This is a genomic window from Xenorhabdus szentirmaii DSM 16338 (genome assembly GCF_002632585.1).
Classification (GTDB): Bacteria; Pseudomonadota; Gammaproteobacteria; order Enterobacterales; family Enterobacteriaceae; genus Xenorhabdus; species Xenorhabdus szentirmaii.
This window is the reverse complement of record NZ_NIBV01000001.1, coordinates 959785-978534: the sequence shown is the minus strand read 5'-3', so window position 1 is coordinate 978534 and position 18750 is coordinate 959785. Positions and strand designations below refer to the sequence as shown.

14 protein-coding genes, 1 tRNA gene, 3 rRNA genes and 1 pseudogene are annotated in these 18750 nt (G+C 46.5%); 11 read left to right on the top strand and 8 right to left on the bottom strand.

Annotated elements, in window-relative coordinates:
* The first annotated feature begins 718 nt into the window (after positions 1-718).
* From aroK to trpS, 7 genes are all read left to right on the top strand, one after another.
* On the top strand, positions 719-1240 hold the full coding sequence (aroK, locus tag Xsze_RS04605; protein WP_038237472.1) for a shikimate kinase AroK: 522 nt from the start codon (positions 719-721) through the stop codon (positions 1238-1240).
* A gap of 45 nt (positions 1241-1285) precedes the next feature.
* Positions 1286-2383 (top strand): 3-dehydroquinate synthase, encoded by a 1098-nt coding sequence (gene aroB / locus Xsze_RS04600; protein WP_038237469.1) that lies wholly within the window; start codon positions 1286-1288, stop codon positions 2381-2383.
* Positions 2384-2535: 152 nt separating this feature from the next.
* On the top strand, positions 2536-3483 hold the full coding sequence (locus Xsze_RS04595; RefSeq protein ID WP_038237465.1) for an SPOR domain-containing protein: 948 nt from the start codon (positions 2536-2538) through the stop codon (positions 3481-3483).
* 85 nt (positions 3484-3568) lie between these two features.
* Positions 3569-4387, top strand: coding sequence for an adenine-specific DNA-methyltransferase (gene dam, locus Xsze_RS04590; RefSeq protein ID WP_038237463.1), 819 nt, complete (start codon positions 3569-3571; stop codon positions 4385-4387).
* 57 nt (positions 4388-4444) lie between these two features.
* Positions 4445-5119: a ribulose-phosphate 3-epimerase gene (gene rpe / locus Xsze_RS04585; RefSeq protein WP_038237462.1), complete on the top strand. Its 675-nt coding sequence runs from the start codon at positions 4445-4447 to the stop codon at positions 5117-5119.
* Positions 5119-5841 carry a phosphoglycolate phosphatase gene (locus tag Xsze_RS04580; RefSeq protein WP_038237460.1) on the top strand — a complete coding sequence of 241 codons (723 nt, stop codon included), beginning with the start codon at positions 5119-5121 and terminating at the stop codon, positions 5839-5841. The genes rpe and Xsze_RS04580 overlap by 1 nt, the downstream gene beginning before the upstream one ends.
* 4 nt (positions 5842-5845) lie before the next feature.
* Positions 5846-6883 (top strand): tryptophan--tRNA ligase, encoded by a 1038-nt coding sequence (gene trpS / locus Xsze_RS04575; RefSeq protein WP_038237455.1) that lies wholly within the window; start codon positions 5846-5848, stop codon positions 6881-6883.
* Between the two features lie 53 nt (positions 6884-6936).
* Here the strand turns inward: trpS and yiiM are convergent, their stop codons facing one another.
* The 4 genes from yiiM to sodA all read right to left on the bottom strand — a co-directional run bounded on the left by yiiM (position 6937) and on the right by sodA (position 8960).
* The gene (gene yiiM, locus Xsze_RS04570; protein WP_038237452.1) at positions 6937-7629 is read right to left on the bottom strand and encodes a 6-hydroxyaminopurine reductase; all 693 of its coding nucleotides are present in this window, start codon (positions 7627-7629) and stop codon (positions 6937-6939) included.
* A gap of 150 nt (positions 7630-7779) precedes the next feature.
* Complete coding sequence (locus tag Xsze_RS23300; protein WP_051462369.1) at positions 7780-8040, bottom strand: Exc2 family lipoprotein; 261 nt, start codon at positions 8038-8040, stop codon at positions 7780-7782.
* On the bottom strand, positions 8037-8171 hold the full coding sequence (locus Xsze_RS23295) for an Exc2 family lipoprotein (protein WP_141557229.1): 135 nt from the start codon (positions 8169-8171) through the stop codon (positions 8037-8039). The genes Xsze_RS23300 and Xsze_RS23295 overlap by 4 nt, the downstream gene beginning before the upstream one ends.
* 162 nt (positions 8172-8333) lie before the next feature.
* Positions 8334-8960 carry a superoxide dismutase [Mn] gene (gene sodA, locus Xsze_RS04560; RefSeq protein WP_038237446.1) on the bottom strand — a complete coding sequence of 209 codons (627 nt, stop codon included), beginning with the start codon at positions 8958-8960 and terminating at the stop codon, positions 8334-8336.
* 370 nt (positions 8961-9330) lie between these two features.
* Between sodA and acs the strand changes: the two genes are divergently transcribed.
* The 4 genes and pseudogenes from acs to Xsze_RS22070 form a co-directional block, all read left to right on the top strand.
* Complete coding sequence (gene acs / locus Xsze_RS04555; protein ID WP_038237443.1) at positions 9331-11286, top strand: acetate--CoA ligase; 1956 nt, start codon at positions 9331-9333, stop codon at positions 11284-11286.
* 182 nt (positions 11287-11468) lie between these two features.
* Positions 11469-11780, top strand: coding sequence for a DUF485 domain-containing protein (locus tag Xsze_RS04550; RefSeq protein ID WP_038237441.1), 312 nt, complete (start codon positions 11469-11471; stop codon positions 11778-11780).
* Positions 11777-13438, top strand: coding sequence for a cation/acetate symporter ActP (actP, locus tag Xsze_RS04545; protein ID WP_038237438.1), 1662 nt, complete (start codon positions 11777-11779; stop codon positions 13436-13438). The genes Xsze_RS04550 and actP overlap by 4 nt, the downstream gene beginning before the upstream one ends.
* A gap of 25 nt (positions 13439-13463) precedes the next feature.
* Positions 13464-13586, top strand: a pseudogene (locus Xsze_RS22070) (YfiM family lipoprotein); the annotation flags it as partial.
* A gap of 81 nt (positions 13587-13667) precedes the next feature.
* On the opposite strand, the gene rrf reads toward Xsze_RS22070, so the two are convergent.
* From rrf to Xsze_RS04525, 4 genes are all read right to left on the bottom strand, one after another.
* Positions 13668-13783 (bottom strand): 5S ribosomal RNA (gene rrf / locus Xsze_RS04540).
* A gap of 89 nt (positions 13784-13872) precedes the next feature.
* A 23S ribosomal RNA gene (locus Xsze_RS04535) occupies positions 13873-16782 on the bottom strand.
* Between the two features lie 195 nt (positions 16783-16977).
* A tRNA-Glu gene (locus Xsze_RS04530) sits at positions 16978-17053 on the bottom strand.
* 84 nt (positions 17054-17137) lie between these two features.
* Positions 17138-18680, bottom strand: a 16S ribosomal RNA gene (locus Xsze_RS04525).
* The 16S, 23S and 5S rRNA genes sit together here with 1 tRNA gene alongside, the layout of an rRNA operon.
* Between the last annotated feature and the right edge of the window lie 70 nt (positions 18681-18750).

The window sequence follows — 18750 nt, the reverse complement described above, 5'->3', positions numbered from 1 at the left end:
GTATATTGATAAAATTTATTGCGCTTTTTTTATCGGTTCACCTCCCATTTTTCTTGGTATGACCTGTTTATAGATTTGACGCTGAGAGTAATTTAGCATACAAGGATTATCTAATTGAGTGAGCAGATCTATACCCAATGGATTTCAAGGACAGCATGACGGCAAGAAAACGAATCCCCACAAGCAAAGATAACAATGCAACCGGGGCGTCGTTGTACAGAATGCAGTGATACAGCGTGCAGTTGTATAAAATAAAGTCACGCAGCCAGCAACGCGGCAGCTTGAAAAACAAAGGGTATAACATAACAAGCAGGAGTCTATATCCAATAGATTTCAGGTTGCAGCAAGATGGCAAGGAAATCAATTCTCAAAAGCAGCGTCAAACGATGTGTCTGGGGAGAGAAAATACTGCCGGCAATGCAGCAAATTGAAGAATGACGGGTATATGCCCGATAGACTCTCAATCAGCCAATAAGAGCATGAATTGTATATGCCTGCGGATTTCAAAATGCAGCCTGCAAGGCCGCAATATGAAAGACAAAGGGTATAACAGAAACTTGTGCCCAATTTATATAGTTGCAATACAGGTTGATGTGCTGAGATAATTTTCCTATCTGATCTCACATTCTCACTCATGAGGTTTCAGTTTAGGTCCCGCGGCTAATCTGATTGGCGGGGCGGGTTATCATTAACAAACAGTCTTAGTAATACCAAAAACATGGCAGAGAAACGCAATATCTTTCTGGTTGGGCCTATGGGTGCCGGCAAAAGCACTATTGGTCGTCAGTTAGCTCAGCAACTCAATATGGAGTTTTACGACTCTGATCAAGAAATTGAGCGACGTACCGGAGCTGACGTGGGCTGGGTATTTGATGTGGAAGGCGAAGAAGGTTTTCGCGACCGCGAAGAAAAAATAATTAACGAACTAACTGAAAAACAAGGCATTGTATTGGCTACCGGAGGGGGTTCCGTTAAATCAAAAGAAACCCGAAATCGCCTTTCTGCCCGGGGTGTTGTGGTTTATTTGGAAACCACCATCGAAAAACAGTTAGCTCGTACCCAGCGCGATAAAAAACGCCCTTTACTTCAAGTTGATGCCCCAGCCCGTGAAGTTTTAGAAAATTTGGCTGATGAGCGCAACCCTCTTTATGAGGAAATTGCTGACGTGACAATTCGTACGGACGAGCAAAGCGCCAAAGTCGTTGCTAACCAAATTATTGAATTACTGGAAAAAAACTAATTATACCGGATCCGCATTGCAGCAAACGATAAGGCGAAAGCTGATATGGAACAAGTGACTGTTACGTTAGGTGAAAGAAGCTATCCAATTACCATAGCCGAAGGGCTATTTTCTGTTAATGAGGCATTTAAACCTCTGCAAGCGGGTCAGCAGGTCATGATAGTGACCAATGAAACGCTTGCTCCCCTGTATCTTGAACAGGTGAAAGCCACGTTGCAGAGAATGGATCTTCGGGTAAATGAAGTTATTTTGCCTGACGGTGAACAGTACAAAACGCTTTTTGTGCTCAATGACATATTTTCCGCCCTACTGGAAAATAATCATGGTCGTGACACAACGCTTATCGCTCTCGGTGGTGGTGTAATCGGTGATATGACGGGATTTGCCGCTGCGAGTTACCAGCGCGGCATCCGTTTCATTCAGGTACCCACCACATTACTTTCTCAGGTTGACTCTTCCGTCGGCGGCAAAACGGGAGTCAATCACCCGCTAGGTAAAAATATGATAGGCGCTTTTTACCAACCCGCGTCTGTTGTCGTTGATCTCAATTGTCTGAAAACCTTACCCACGCAAGAGTTGTATGCTGGTTTGGCTGAAGTCATCAAATACGGCATCATTTTGGATGGTGAATTCTTTGGTTGGCTTGAAGACAATATCGAAAAATTGTTGGCTCTTGATAGTCAGGCCATGGCTTATTGCATTCGCCGTTGCTGTGAACTTAAAGCTTTCGTCGTAGCTGCGGATGAACATGAACGCAATGGTATGCGGGCGCTGCTGAACCTCGGCCACACTTTTGGACATGCGATTGAAGCTGAAATGGGGTATGGCGTCTGGCTGCATGGTCAGGCTGTTGCAGCAGGCATGATAATGGCTGCAAGGGCTTCAGAGCTTGTCGGCACATTTTCACAACAAGATACCCAGCGCATTATCCATCTGTTGGAACGCGCAAAATTACCCATCAACGGCCCAGAAGAAATGTCTCCGGATGCCTACTTACCTCATATGATGCGAGATAAAAAAGTCTCTGCCGGAAAATTGCATTTAGTACTGCCCACTGCAATTGGTGAAGCTAAGTTGCGTTCCGATATCGGGAAAGACGTTATATTGGAAGCCATTCGCCTATGTCAGCCATCCACCAGCTAAGCAAAATCATTATCTGAATAATCAAATTACTATTTAGCATTAATGCTATAGAATAGCTATTCTATCAGATATGGTATTATTGGTTTTAGTTAGGTCAGGCTGCCAAACCTCTAAAATAGTAATTGGCAGTATTATCTCTGCTGGGAGGGTATATGGACGAATTAAAATCAGAACAAGAACCGAAGCAAGACAATGAATTTAAACCAGACACATCAGATCGCCCTCCTCAGCGTTCAAAGAACCTATCCAGCCAGCCTAAGCTAGCGATATCCCGCCAGCAAATGATGATTGGTGTTGGGATTCTAGTACTTCTGCTTCTGATTATTGCCATTAGCTCTGCTTTAAAAGCCCCCACTGAACATGAAAAACAGCAGTCTTCCAATACAACCGAAAAGAGCATCGATCTTTCCGGCTCTTCTTCTTCGCTTTCCGGCAACGAGCAGACCAATACCCCTGAAACGCCATCTGCGCCAGTAAACCATAATGCAGATGAAATGAACTTGCCGCCAATCAATAACACGCCAAGCACCAATATCGTGCCCAAAAATGAAAATGGGGGCTACAATCAGCGCATCGAATTACCGGGTGATATTTCTGATGCTTTGAATCAGCAGCAAAGCAATATCAATAATTCAGTGCAAAAAACGCTGGCACCTCCGCAAACCAAACCAACAAAACCAGAAGTGACTCCACCTGTTGAACATAAAAAACCAGGGAAAGTGGCGCTGCCAGAAAACAAAGAAGACAACCGAGCCAAAACAACGGTAAAACCTGTAGCAAGCAGTCATCAGACCAATAAAACAGGCGTATCTGATGTCGGAGGGGATCTGCTGAAAGCACCTGCAAGCCGATTTACCCTCCAATTAAGCAGTGCCAGCCGCTCGGATACCTTGGTTGCTTTCGCGAAGAAAAATAACCTTTCAAACTACAAGGTTTATGAAACTAAACGTGACGGCAAAACATGGTTTATCCTGATCCATGGCAGCTATAATTCAGTTTCTGATGCTAAAAGTGCCGTTTCCTCACTCCCTACGGAAGTCCAGGCTAAAAAACCGTGGGTTAGAAAGCTACAACAGGTTCAGCAAGATCTGAAAAAATAAAACTATTTTTATTAGGCGCTGATATGCTGTCCTAAACAGAGTACAATCTGCGGCTCTGAAATTATTGAATAGCTAATTTGACGGCATGAAAAAAAAACGCGCTTTCTTAAAATGGGCCGGTGGAAAATACCCCTTGGTAGATGACATTAAACGTCATCTACCAGAGGGCGATTGCTTGATTGAGCCATTTGTTGGCGCAGGCTCGGTATTTTTGAATACCGATTATGATTCTTACATCTTGTCAGATATCAATTGTGATCTGATCAATTTGTATAACACCGTAAAATCTCGTGCGGATGAATTTATTAATCATGCCCGTCCATTATTCTCATCGGAATTTAACACCTCCGAAAACTTCTATCGCCTGAGAGAAGAGTTCAACAAAAGCAGCGATCCCTTTAACCGCAGTTTGTTGTTCCTTTACCTCAATCGCCACTGTTATAACGGGCTTTGCCGCTATAATTCACGAGGCGAGTTCAACGTTCCTTTCGGGCGTTATAAAAAACCTTATTTCCCTGAAGATGAGCTTTATTGGTTTGCAGAAAAATCCAAGAAGGCGACTTTCATCTGCCAGCATTACGAGATGACATTAAATAACGCGCCAAAAGGCTCGGTTGTTTATTGCGATCCTCCCTATGCCCCGCTCTCGTCCACGGCTAATTTTACTGCTTACCATACAAACAGCTTTAACCTTCTCGATCAGGAAAACCTGGCCCAGATCGCCTATTCTATTTCGTCTCAGCAAGGCATTCCTGTGCTTATATCCAATCATGACACCCCCATGACACGAGAATGGTATCACCAGGCTTCCCTTCATGTAGTTAAAGTTCGCCGGACAATAAGCAGAAATGTTCTTGGCCGCAGTAAAGTTGATGAGCTTCTGGCATTATACTGCCAGAAGTGAGCAAGGTTTCTTGTCCCTGAAATAACAGGATAAAACAGTGAATTGGAGAAGAGAATAATGAAGAAAGATTTTCTGATTGCCCCATCCATTCTATCCGCAGATTTTGCCCGATTAGGTGAGGATACCGCTAAGGTTTTGGAAGCTGGCGCTGATGTTGTGCATTTTGACGTCATGGATAACCATTATGTCCCGAACCTGACAATTGGCCCGATGGTCTGTCAGGCACTGCGTGATTATGGCATCACCGCCCCCATTGATGTCCACCTGATGGTAAAACCTGTTGATCGCATTATTCCTGATTTTGCCAAGGCGGGTGCAACCTACATCACTTTCCATCCTGAAGCGAGTGAACATATCGATCGCTCTTTGCAACTCATCAAAGAGCATGGCTGTAAAGCCGGCCTGGTTTTCAATCCAACAACTCCTCTCAGCTACCTTGATTATGTATTGGATAAACTGGATGTGATCCTGTTGATGTCCGTTAACCCGGGATTCGGTGGCCAAAATTTTATCCCTGAAACACTGAATAAACTACGCCAGGTCCGCAAAATCATTGATGATAGCGGGTACGATATCCGCCTTGAAATTGATGGCGGAATTAAACCCAGTAATATTGCTGAAGCTGCACACGCGGGTGCAGATATGTTCGTCGCTGGCTCAGCTATTTTCAGCCAGCCAGATTATAAAGCGGTCATTAATGAAATGCGCCGCGAGTTATCCGGGGTTGCATAATGACAAATAACATCATGAAAGGGATACGTGCCATTGCTTTTGATTTGGATGGTACTCTGGTAGATAGTGTGGGTGGTCTTGCGGATGCCTTGGACCAAGCCCTGATAGCCAAAGGCCTGCCTGCTGCGGGCAGAGATCGGGTAGCCATCTGGGTAGGCAACGGGGCTGATGTCATGGTTGAACGCGCCTTGAAGTGGGCTGAAGCGGACTCTTCCACTGAGTTGCACAGCGAAATACGCAAACAGTTTGATGCGTTTTATGAAACCAGTGTCACCACCGGCAGCAAACTGTTTCCCCATGTCAAAGAAACCTTGGCAGAGCTGGCAAAACACAATTTGCCAATGGCAATTATCACCAATAAACCAACACCTTTCATTGCTCCATTGTTGGAATCATTAGGCATTAGTGAATATTTCTCATTGGTACTGGGCGGTGATGATGTCAAAGAGAAAAAACCACATCCGGCTCCGCTCTATCTCACAATGGGCATGTTTGGTTTACATAAAGAAGAATTGCTTTTCGTTGGCGATTCCCGTAATGATATTTTAGCGGCACAAGCGGCAGGTTGCCCTTGTGTTGGGCTAACGTATGGATATAACTACGCAGAATCTATAGCATTAAGCCATCCCAATTATGTATTGGACCATTTCCCGGATTTACTCCCAACGATTGGATTATCCACTTTGAAATCAGTATCTACTTCGAAAAAACAGGAAGCGTAATAAAATGAATGAACCCACTGTAAACAAAACAAACTCCCAAAAACCTATTGTATTCAGCGGCGCGCAGCCTTCCGGTGAATTAACCATCGGTAACTACATGGGGGCGTTACGTCAGTGGGTTAAAATGCAGGATGATTATGATTGCATCTACTGCATCGTTAATCAGCACGCCATTACTGTACGCCAAGATCCCAATGAACTAAAAAAACGCACATTGGATACGCTGGCGCTTTACCTCGCCTGTGGCATCGATCCAGAGAAAAGCACCATCTTCGTTCAGTCACATGTACCACAACATACTCAGTTATCCTGGGTATTGAACTGCTACGCTTATTTCGGCGAGCTGAGCCGTATGACTCAGTTTAAAGATAAATCTTCCCGCCATTCAGAAAACATCAATGCGGGTCTGTTTGATTATCCGGTTCTGATGGCTGCTGATATTTTGCTCTATCAGGCTAATCAAGTGCCAGTGGGCGGAGATCAGAAACAGCACCTTGAATTATCCCGTGATCTAGCGCTGCGTTTTAATGCGTTATATGGCGAAATCTTTACTGTGCCAGAACCCTTCATCCCACAGGGCGGTAGTGCTCGCGTTATGTCACTGCAAGATCCCGTCAAGAAAATGTCGAAATCAGATGATAATCGCAACAATGTGATTGGCCTGTTGGAAGACCCTAAATCCGTCGCCAAAAAAATCAAACGCGCGGTTACCGATTCTGAAGAACCGCCCCGTGTTCGTTATGATCTGGAAAACAAACCCGGTGTTTCCAACCTGCTGGATATTCTTTCGGGTGTCACGGGCAAAGCCATTCCTGAATTGGAAGCTGAGTTTGAAGGCAAAATGTACGGCCACCTGAAAGGTGCTGTTGCCGATGCCGTATGTGGAATGCTGACAGAGCTACAGGAACGTTATCATCATTTCCGCAATGATGAAGCGCTGCTTAACAAAATCATGGCAGAAGGCGCTGCTAAGGCACAGGCCCGTGCTCAGGCGACCTTAGATAAAGTCTATGATGCGGTAGGCCTGCTTGCCCACCCATAAGTGAGCCAATAATTACAGTAAAAGCATAAACATCAATGTCAAAGAATATGACTTCATTCTTTGGCATTATTTTTGGGCTGGTGACCAAATAAGCGGCGATTAAAATCCTCAATTCTTCCAAGCAATAAGCGTTTTTGCATCGTCAGGCTCCAACTGGCAGATAATCCCGCAGCCCCCATTAAATAGCGGTATTGTTCTTCATCAAATGGGCTATGAAAAGCAATGGAAATAGCTTCTTTAACAGAAATATCACTGTTTCGGCTCAATAACTTTATCGGCTCAGCCGTGCTCACAAAACCCGGAGAAATAACCCGATATAACCAGCCACAGCATCCATTATTTTGCATCATTGCAGCAAAATCACTGATACCGGTAATAAGATTGAGTTTATAGCAAGGAGAGCGAGGTTGTGTGATCTGTATTAAAGTTTCCCCCCACTGAAATATATCCCCGATATGAACATTCTCTTCCGTCATGCCTTCCGTTGATATGTTTTCACCAAAAAAAGGAGGGGAAAATAATTCCGTTAATTCAGGTAGTTGCCTCTTCCAAAATAAATAATGTTCCATCGGATAGTGACAAAGCGCGCGATCAGGACCACCATGAAAATGCTCTCGCTGCTCATCACCTTCCAGGCCAAGAGAAGTTAGCTGTAAACGGCCATTCACCAGTAACTTGTGAATTGCGCTGGCCCCCAGCTTTTCGGAGAATATTGTTTTGCCTCTATATACCTGCGGGTAATACATTTCAACACCTCCTTCATAAATGAGTATAAATATTACCCCGACATAATAATCGCAGCAAGCCTCGCTTCAAGGAAACCCAAGGGGAAAATAGCTCTCAGGCACAACCCTATGTTAAGCAACAGCAGGCATGGGTAAACTTGAGCAGAAACACTAATTCACGCCGTCATAACCATCCATATAAGTGGCAGAAATGGCGTTAGACATCACCTTGTACCATCTTGATGAAGCCGGCCCAGCCTCTACATAATACTTACCCGAAAAATGGACGACTCTCGGAATTAAATTTAAAACTTCACGGCTCGTGAATAAATGATCCGCAAATTCCTGTGCCTCCTCCCTCGTGCTCCCAGCTTCTCTGGTTTTATTTCCCAGCAGCCAGAACTGTTCAAAAAAAGGGCCAGAACTATTCAAAAAAGGAACAAAAGCCGGGCACTACGGGAGACGCTGGTCCTGAAATAAGGAACATGATCACCCTGAGTCGCATAAATGAATTGTCTGGCATGGCGTTCAGCACTACTCTTTGGCTGCGTACAGCCCACCATCAGAGAAAAAAATAAGGGATAGAACCATGACTACAATATTCTTTTTCACTGTTACGCCTTGAATGACAAAACAAAAAATAACCCATTGCAGAGGAAATCATAGATATAAAAATGCTGGCCACTATTGTGAACCAGCATTGGCCAAAAAAAATTTTCGAGTACTTATTTCATTTTTTCTTCGTAGCGCTCTACCGCCTTATCCCAGTTTACAACATGCCAAAACGCTTTGATGTAGTCAGGGCGACGATTCTGATACTTCAGATAATAGGCATGCTCCCACACATCCAAACCAACAATGGGATAACCTGAAGTGCCAGCGATCTCTTCACCCATCAATGGGTTATCCTGATTAGCTGTCGACACAACAGCAAGTTTGCCATCTTCCTTCAACACCAACCATGCCCAGCCGGAGCCAAAACGAGTGGCTGCCGCTTGTTCAAATTTCTCTTTGAAACTGTCTACACTTCCAAAATCACGCTCAATAGCGGCTTTCAAAGCGCCCGACAATTCAGTTCCCAGTTTTAATCCTTCCCAAAACAGACTGTGGTTTGAATGCCCTCCCGCATTATTGCGGACAAAAGTACGCTTATCGGCAGGAAATTTATCAAGCTGCTGAATTAAATCATCAATACCCAACCCACATAATTCAGGGAAAGCCTCTAACGCCGTATTTAAGTTAGTCACATAAGTTTGATGGTGCTTAGTATGATGAATTTCCATCGTTTGTTTATCGAAGTGAGGTTCCAGCGCATCATAAGAGTAAGGAAGAGAAGGCAGTGAATAGCTCATGTCATATCTCCAGTTATGTAAAATGTATAAGTTCACACCTTGTGAGCAACACGTTTATTATAGTTAACTGAACGATAATGAAAATGATTATCAATTCCATATTATTGCTATGGTTTCATGCATGTATCCATGTTTCATGCTTTCATTAAATAAAAAATCCATATAAATAATATTTATTAAAATAATAATTCAGTTTCAAGAAAAAAAACGAAATTTAATTTCATTTAAGTGCCTAGCATTAAATGATCATTCCATAGCATTCTTTCTCGTTATTGCGTGATCTTCCGCGCAAAAAAGAAACAAAATTTCTCCTTACACTTTAGTTAACTTTGTTTTGACATAGTATTAACAATTGCAAGGAGATAAAAATATGAATCAAGTAATCAAGCATCTTATTCCTGCGGATATCGCAGATACAGCCCTGATAAGCAAGCAACAATATCAACACGACTACCAATGGTCACTACGAGATCCGGAAGGGTTCTGGGGTGACAAAGGTAAAATAGTAGATTGGATAAAGCCCTATACTAAAGTTAAGAACACTTCCTTCGACCCCGGGCATATCAATATTCGCTGGTTTGAAGACGGCACGCTGAATTTAAGCGCTAATTGCCTTGACCGCCATTTACTGGAGCGCGCTGATCAAACCGCTATCATATGGGAAGGAGATAACCCCGCTGAATCGCGGCACGTCACGTACCGCGAGCTACATCGTGATGTCTGCCTGTTCGCCAATGTATTAAAGAAATTAGGTACCAGAAAAGGCGATGTCGTTGCTATCTATATGCCAATGGTGCCAGAAGCTGCTGTCGCGATGCTGGCTTGTGCCCGTATCGGCGCAATTCACTCTGTGATTTTTGGGGGCTTCTCCCCTGATGCCATTGCAGGCCGGGTCATTGATTCCAACGCCAAAATTATCGTCACCGCTGATGAAGGCCTGCGAGCCGGTCGCACCATTCCATTGAAAAAAAATGTCGATGAAGCACTGAGACATTCAGACGTCACAAGTGTGACTAACGTCGTTGTTTTCAAGCGCACCGGAAATATTAAAGAATGGCATGAAAAACGTGACTCATGGTGGCATGAACTCATTGGAGATGTCAGCGCAGACTGCACGGCAGAAGAAATGAATGCCGAAGACCCATTATTCATCTTATATACTTCCGGCTCAACCGGTAAACCCAAAGGCGTTCTGCATACGACCGGCGGTTATTTAGTCTACGCATCTTTGACTTTCAAATATGTATTTGATTATCGTCCCGGAGAAATTTACTGGTGTACGGCCGATATCGGTTGGGTAACAGGACATAGTTATCTTCTGTATGGCCCGTTATCCTGTGGGGCCACAACCCTGATGTTTGAAGGTGTTCCCAACTATCCTGATGTTAATAGGCTATGTCAAGTTATTGATAAACATAATGTTAATATTATTTACACCGCCCCTACCGCTATCAGGGCATTAATGGCTGAAGGTGATAAGGCCATTGAGGGAACGAAACGTACTTCCTTGCGAATCATGGGTTCTGTTGGTGAACCAATTAACCCAGAAGCATGGGAGTGGTATTACAAAAAGATAGGTAACAGCCAATGCCCGATTGTGGATACCTGGTGGCAAACCGAAACAGGCGGTTTCATGATCACACCATTGCCTGGTGCAACCGATCTCAAAGCAGGCTCAGCGACTTTGCCATTTTTTGGTGTAAGCCCTGCACTGGTCGATAACTCAGGAGAGATCTTAGAAGGTGAAAACGAAGGCAATCTTGTCATGACAGACTCTTGGCCGGCACAAGCCCGAACGTTGTATGGCGATCATGACCGTTTTGAACAAACTTATTTTTCCACCTTTAAGGGAATGTATTTCAGTGGTGATGGTGCCCGCCGTGATGAAGATGGCTATTACTGGATCACTGGCCGTGTCGATGATGTCCTGAATATTTCAGGTCATCGCTTAGGGACAGCTGAAATAGAATCAGCGCTGGTTTCTCACCCTAAAATTGCAGAAGCCGCAGTTGTGGGCATTCCCCACCATATCAAAGGACAGGCTATTTACGCTTATGTCACGCTAATTCATGGCGAAGAACCTTCTCCCGATCTTTATGGTGAAGTCAGAAATTGGGTACGGAAAGAAATCGGCCCGATAGCGACACCGGATATCCTTCACTGGACTGATTCTCTGCCCAAAACGCGTTCAGGAAAGATTATGCGGCGGATTTTACGCAAGATTGCTTCGGGCGATACCAGTAATTTAGGCGATACCTCAACTCTGGCCGATCCCGGTGTTGTTGAAAAGCTGTTAGAAGAAAAACAATTCATAAAAATATCGTAAACCATTTCGCAATACAGATAAGCCGCCGCAAGGCGGCTTAAAGAACGCACCACCAAAAATAAAAACGCTTTGTAGGGACGCGGTCAATAGTCATGGATTCTCTCGGAGACGGCTATTCCGTATCCAGCATTTAATAAAGTGATCTAAGGTGTGTCGTTTAAAATCAACAAGGAGATACCCTGATGAATACCGACATTTATCAAGAAATTGAAAATAATCCCCACTTTAAAGAATTGGTCAAGAAACGAGGGCATTTTGCATGGCTGTTATCTATCATTATGTTAGTACTGTATGTTGGATTTATTTTTCTTATTGCTTTTGCTCCTCAATGGCTCGGAACCCCCATCAATGAAGGCAGCAACATAACCAGAGGTATTCCCGTAGGAGTAGGGATTATCTTTGTTTCTTTTATATTGACGGGTATTTATGTGATTCGGGCGAATGGCGAATTTGATCGTCTGGTATCAACCATCCTTAATGAGGTAAGAAAATGAAAAAAATCGTATTGTCTACAATACCTCTATTTTCCCTCCTCTTTCCTATGCTGGCTCAAGCAGAAACTATTTCAGGTAATGTAGAAAAGCAGCCCTTGAATATTCAGGCGATTGTGATGTTTCTGTTATTTGTCGGGTTCACGCTTTATATTACTTATTGGGCTTCTAAGCGAACTATTTCACGATCAGATTATTATACCGCAGGTGGCCGTATTACCGGATTCCAGAATGGCATGGCAATTGCTGGTGACTATATGTCAGCCGCTTCTTTTCTCGGTATTTCCGCATTAGTTTATACCTCCGGTTATGACGGATTAATCTATTCAATAGGTTTCCTTGTCGGTTGGCCAATCATTCTCTTCCTTATTGCCGAACGATTAAGAAATCTCGGGCGTTATACATTTGCCGATGTTGCTTCTTACCGCTTGAAACAGCAACCAATCCGTACCTTATCTGCCATGGGCTCACTGGTTGTTGTCGCGTTATACCTAATAGCTCAAATGGTTGGTGCCGGAAAACTCATCGAATTATTATTTGGTTTGAATTATCACATTGCTGTAGTTTTGGTTGGAATTTTAATGGTGCTTTATGTGTTGTTTGGCGGGATGCTGGCAACTACGTGGGTTCAGATCATTAAAGCTATTCTACTACTAGCAGGGGCAACATTCATGGCTGTAATGGTTATGAAAGCCGTCAATTTCAATTTTAATACCCTGTTTAAAGAGGCCATTGCAGCACATACTCTCGGACCAGGCATCATGAGTCCAGGAGGATTAGTTTCAGATCCAATATCAGCACTTTCTTTAGGACTAGCACTGATGTTTGGTACTGCCGGCTTGCCACATATCATCATGCGGTTTTTTACCGTCAATGACGCTAAAGAAGCACGTAAAAGCGTTTTCTATGCCACGGGGTTCATCGGTTATTTTTATATCCTGACGTTTATTATTGGATTCGGTGCAATTTTATTAGTCAGCGCTAATCCCGCATTCAAAGATGCAACCGGCGCACTGATCGGTGGAACTAATATGTCTGCCGTCCACCTCGCTAGTGCCGTTGGCGGTGATTTTTTCCTTGGATTTATCTCTGCGGTTGCTTTTGCCACTATTTTAGCTGTTGTCGCCGGATTAACACTGGCAGGCGCTTCGGCGGTATCTCACGATATCTATGCCAACGTGATCAAAAAGGGACAAGCGAGTGAGCAAGATGAGTTAAAAGTGTCCAAAATTACTGTTGTTATTCTGGGTATTGTGGCTATCGGTTTGGGCATTTTATTTGAAAAACAAAATATTGCCTTTATGGTTGGCCTGGCTTTTTCTATTGCTGCCAGCTGCAATTTCCCAATTATTTTACTGTCGATGTATTGGAGCAAATTAACTACACGAGGGGCTATGATTGGCGGAGGGTTAGGCTTACTGACTGCGGTTGTGCTCATGATCCTTGGCCCTACAATCTGGGTCAGTATTCTTGGTCATGAGAAACCCATTTATCCTTATGAATATCCTGCTCTTTTTTCTATGTCTGTGGCATTTATTGGGGCGTGGTTATTTTCAATAACAGATGCATCAACACAGGGACAGCAGGAAAGAAAGATGTTCAGGAATCAGTTTATTCGCTCACAGACAGGAATTGGAATTGAACAAGGAAAAGCGCATTAATTTTTTGAATATTGATGTTTTACATATAGGGGAAGCAAAAGAGCTTTATGATAGCCGTCCGTCAGGAACCGGCTGGAGCTGGCATGATATTGCTTATGATATAGCCGGCGCGATCACGGGCTACAGTTTGTATCAATCTATGAAGTAATGGCTTTAATCTATAAATCTTTTCAGTCCACTAAACGCAAAAAAGCCATCCGGTGAAGGATGGCTTTTCTGGCTAATTGATGTCTGGCAGTGTCCTACTCTCACATGGGGAGACCCCACACTACCATCGGCGCTACGGCGTTTCACTGCTGAGTTCGGCATGGGGTCAGGTGGGACCACCGCGCTATTGCCGCCAGACAAATCCTGTTTTCAATCCCGAACAAGCTGTTTTCTCTCATCTGAAACCCGTCTCTTCTTTATACTCCGCAAAACACCTTCGGTGTTGTCAGGTTAAGCCGCACGGTTCATTAGTACTGGTTAGCTCAACGTCTCGCAACGCTTACACACCCAGCCTATCCACGTCCTCGTCTCGAACGTTCCTTTAGGACTCTCAAGGAGTCAGGGAAGACTCATCTCAAGGCAAGTTTCCCGCTTAGATGCTTTCAGCGGTTATCTCTTCCGCACGTAGCTACCGGGCAATGCCATTGGCATGACAACCCGAACACCAGTGGTGCGTCCACTCCGGTCCTCTCGTACTAGGAGCAGCCCCTTTCAATCTTCCAACGCCCACGGCAGATAGGGACCGAACTGTCTCACGACGTTCTAAACCCAGCTCGCGTACCACTTTAAACGGCGAACAGCCGTACCCTTGGGACCTACTTCAGCCCCAGGATGTGATGAGCCGACATCGAGGTGCCAAACACCGCCGTCGATATGAACTCTTGGGCGGTATCAGCCTGTTATCCCCGGAGTACCTTTTATCCGTTGAGCGATGGCCCTTCCATTCAGAACCACCGGATCACTAAGACCTACTTTCGTACCTGCTCGAGCCGTCACTCTCGCAGTCAAGCTAGCTTATGCCTTTGCACTAACCTCACGATGTCCGACCGTGATTAGCTAACCTTCGTGCTCCTCCGTTACGCTTTGGGAGGAGACCGCCCCAGTCAAACTACCCACCAGACACTGTCCGCGACCCGGATAACGGGCCGACGTTAGAACATCAAACATTCAAGGGTGGTATTTCAAGGATGGCTCCATGCAGACTGGCGTCCGCACTTCCGGGCCTCCCACCTATCCTACACATCAAGGCTCAAGGTTCAGTGTCAAGCTATAGTAAAGGTTCACGGGGTCTTTCCGTCTTGCCGCGGGTACACTGCATCTTCACAGCGAGTTCAATTTCACTGAGTCTCGGGTGGAGACAGCCTGGCCATCATTACGCCATTCGTGCAGGTCGGAACTTACCCGACAAGGAATTTCGCTACCTTAGGACCGTTATAGTTACGGCCGCCGTTTACTGGGGCTTCGATCAAGAGCGTCGCGTTGCCGCTAACCCCATCAATTAACCTTCCAGCACCGGGCAGGCGTCACACCGTATACGTCCACTTTCGTGTTTGCACAGTGCTGTGTTTTTATTAAACAGTTGCAGCCAGCTGGTATCTGCGACTGGCCTCGGCTCCGGGAGCAAGTCCCTTCACCTGACGCCAGCGTGCCTTCTCCCGAAGTTACGGCACCATTTTGCCTAGTTCCTTCACCCGAGTTCTCTCAAGCGCCTGAGTATTCTCTACCTGACCACCTGTGTCGGTTTGGGGTACGATTCAATGTTACCTGGAGCTTAGAGGCTTTTCCTGGAAGCAGGGCATCAACCACTTCAGCACCGTAGTGCCTCGTCATCACGCCTCAGTGTTATTGGCCGTCCGGATTTACCAAGACGCCCCACCTACACGCTTAAACCGGGACAAACCGTCGCCCGGCTGGCCTAGCCTTCTCCGTCCCCCCTTCGCAGTAACACCGAGTACAGGAATATTAACCTGTTTCCCATCGACTACGCCTTTCGGCCTCGCCTTAGGGGTCGACTCACCCTGCCCCGATTAACGTTGGACAGGAACCCTTGGTCTTCCGGCGAGCGGGTTTTTCACCCGCTTTATCGTTACTTATGTCAGCATTCGCACTTCTGATACCTCCAGCGGCCCTCACAGGCCACCTTCAACGGCTTACAGAACGCTCCCCTACCCAACAACACAAACGTGTCGCTGCCGCAGCTTCGGTGCATGGTTTAGCCCCGTTACATCTTCCGCGCAGGCCGACTCGACCAGTGAGCTATTACGCTTTCTTTAAATGATGGCTGCTTCTAAGCCAACATCCTGGCTGTCTGAGCCTTCCCACTTCGTTTCCCACTTAACCATGACTTGGGGACCTTAGCTGGCGGTCTGGGTTGTTTCCCTCTTCACGACGGACGTTAGCACCCGCCGTGTGTCTCCCGTGATAACATTCTTCGGTATTCGCAGTTTGCATCGGGTTGGTAAGTCGGGATGACCCCCTAGCCGAAACAGTGCTCTACCCCCGAAGATGAATTCACGAGGCGCTACCTAAATAGCTTTCGGGGAGAACCAGCTATCTCCCGGTTTGATTGGCCTTTCACCCCCAGCCACAAGTCATCCGCTAATTTTTCAACATTAGTCGGTTCGGTCCTCCAGTTAGTGTTACCCAACCTTCAACCTGCCCATGGCTAGATCACCGGGTTTCGGGTCTATACCCTGCAACTTAACGCCCAGTTAAGACTCGGTTTCCCTGCGGCTCCCCTATGCGGTTAACCTTGCTACAGAATATAAGTCGCTGACCCATTATACAAAAGGTACGCAGTCACACCCACAAGGGGTGCTCCCACTGCTTGTACGTACACGGTTTCAGGTTCTCTTTCACTCCCCTCGCCGGGGTTCTTTTCGCCTTTCCCTCACGGTACTGGTTCACTATCGGTCAGTCAGGAGTATTTAGCCTTGGAGGATGGTCCCCCCATGTTCAGACAGGATACCACGTGTCCCGCCCTACTCATCGAACTCCCGGCCTGTGCATCTTCGTGTACGGGGCTATCACCCTTTACTGCACGCCTTTCCAGGCGTTTCCACTGACACACAAGCCGTTGCTGGTTCTGGGCTCCTCCCCGTTCGCTCGCCGCTACTGGGGGAATCTCGGTTGATTTCTTTTCCTCGGGGTACTGAGATGTTTCAGTTCCCCCGGTTCGCCTCGCTTGACTATGAATTCATCAAACGATAGTGCAACGGATTGCACTGGGTTTCCCCATTCGGACATCGCCGGCTATAGCGGTTCATATCACCTTACCGGCGCTTTTCGCAGATTAGCACGTCCTTCATCGCCTCTGACTGCCTAGGCATCCACCGTGTACGCTTAGTCGCTTAACCTCACAACCCGAAGGTGTCTTCAGGTTGGAGTCTATTGAGAGACTCATCAGTCTTACCGTCGCTGACGATAAGCTGATTGTTTCAAATTTTCAGCTTGTTCCAGATTGTTAAAGAGCAAAATATTGCTAAACCGGCTCGCAAGCCACGCTTAGCAATATCGACTGGCACCGTCTTTCACCCAGGGCCTGAGCAAAGTGGCGTCCCCTAGGGGATTCGAACCCCTGTTACCGCCGTGAAAGGGCGGTGTCCTAGGCCTCTAGACGAAGGGGACATCAAGTCTTCTTCGCAGACGCTGCTCATTCTTCTTTCATCAGACAATCTGTGTGGGCACTGCACAAAATCCACTATCTTTAGGTAAGGAGGTGATCCAACCGCAGGTTCCCCTACGGTTACCTTGTTACGACTTCACCCCAGTCATGAATCACAAAGTGGTAAGCGCCCTCCCGAAGGTTAAGCTACCTACTTCTTTTGCAACCCACTCCCATGGTGTGACGGGCGGTGTGTACAAGGCCCGGGAACGTATTCACCGTAGCATTCTGATCTACGATTACTAGCGATTCCGACTTCATGGAGTCGAGTTGCAGACTCCAATCCGGACTACGACAGACTTTATGAGTTCCGCTTGCTCTCGCGAGGTCGCTTCTCTTTGTATCTGCCATTGTAGCACGTGTGTAGCCCTACTCGTAAGGGCCATGATGACTTGACGTCATCCCCACCTTCCTCCGGTTTATCACCGGCAGTCTCCCTTGAGTTCCCACCATCACGTGCTGGCAACAAAGGATAAGGGTTGCGCTCGTTGCGGGACTTAACCCAACATTTCACAACACGAGCTGACGACAGCCATGCAGCACCTGTCTCACGGTTCCCGAAGGCACTTCAGCATCTCTGCCAAATTCCGTGGATGTCAAGAGTAGGTAAGGTTCTTCGCGTTGCATCGAATTAAACCACATGCTCCACCGCTTGTGCGGGCCCCCGTCAATTCATTTGAGTTTTAATCTTGCGACCGTACTCCCCAGGCGGTCGATTTAACGCGTTAGCTCCGGAAGCCACGCCTCAGGGGCACAACCTCCAAATCGACATCGTTTACAGCGTGGACTACCAGGGTATCTAATCCTGTTTGCTCCCCACGCTTTCGCACCTGAGCGTCAGTCTTCGTCCAGGGGGCCGCCTTCGCCACCGGTATTCCTCCACATCTCTACGCATTTCACCGCTACACGTGGAATTCTACCCCCCTCTACGAGACTCTAGCCAACCAGTCTTAGATGCCGTTCCCGGGTTAAGCCCGGGGATTTCACATCTAACTTAATTGACCGCCTGCGTGCGCTTTACGCCCAGTAATTCCGATTAACGCTTGCACCCTCCGTATTACCGCGGCTGCTGGCACGGAGTTAGCCGGTGCTTCTTCTGCGGGTAACGTCAATCGTAAGCCGTATTCAGACCTACGCCTTCCTCCCCGCTGAAAGTACTTTACAACCCGAAGGCCTTCTTCATACACGCGGCATGGCTGCATCAGGCTTGCGCCCATTGTGCAATATTCCCCACTGCTGCCTCCCGTAGGAGTCTGGGCCGTGTCTCAGTCCCAGTGTGGCTGGTCATCCTCTCAGACCAGCTAGGGATCGTCGCCTAGGTGGGCCGTTACCCCGCCTACTAGCTAATCCCATCTGGGTTCATCCGATGGCGTGAGGCCCGAAGGTCCCCCACTTTGCTCCCAAGAGGTCATGCGGTATTAGCCACCGTTTCCAGTGGTTATCCCCCTCCATCGGGCAGATCCCCAGACATTACTCACCCGTCCGCCGCTCGCCGGCAAAGAAGCACGCTTCTTCCCGCTGCCGCTCGACTTGCATGTGTTAGGCCTGCCGCCAGCGTTCAATCTGAGCCATGATCAAACTCTTCAATTAAAAGTGTTTGATGCTCAAAGAATTATACTGTTAGTTCGTAATGAATTAACTGTTGTTCACTCTTCAAGAC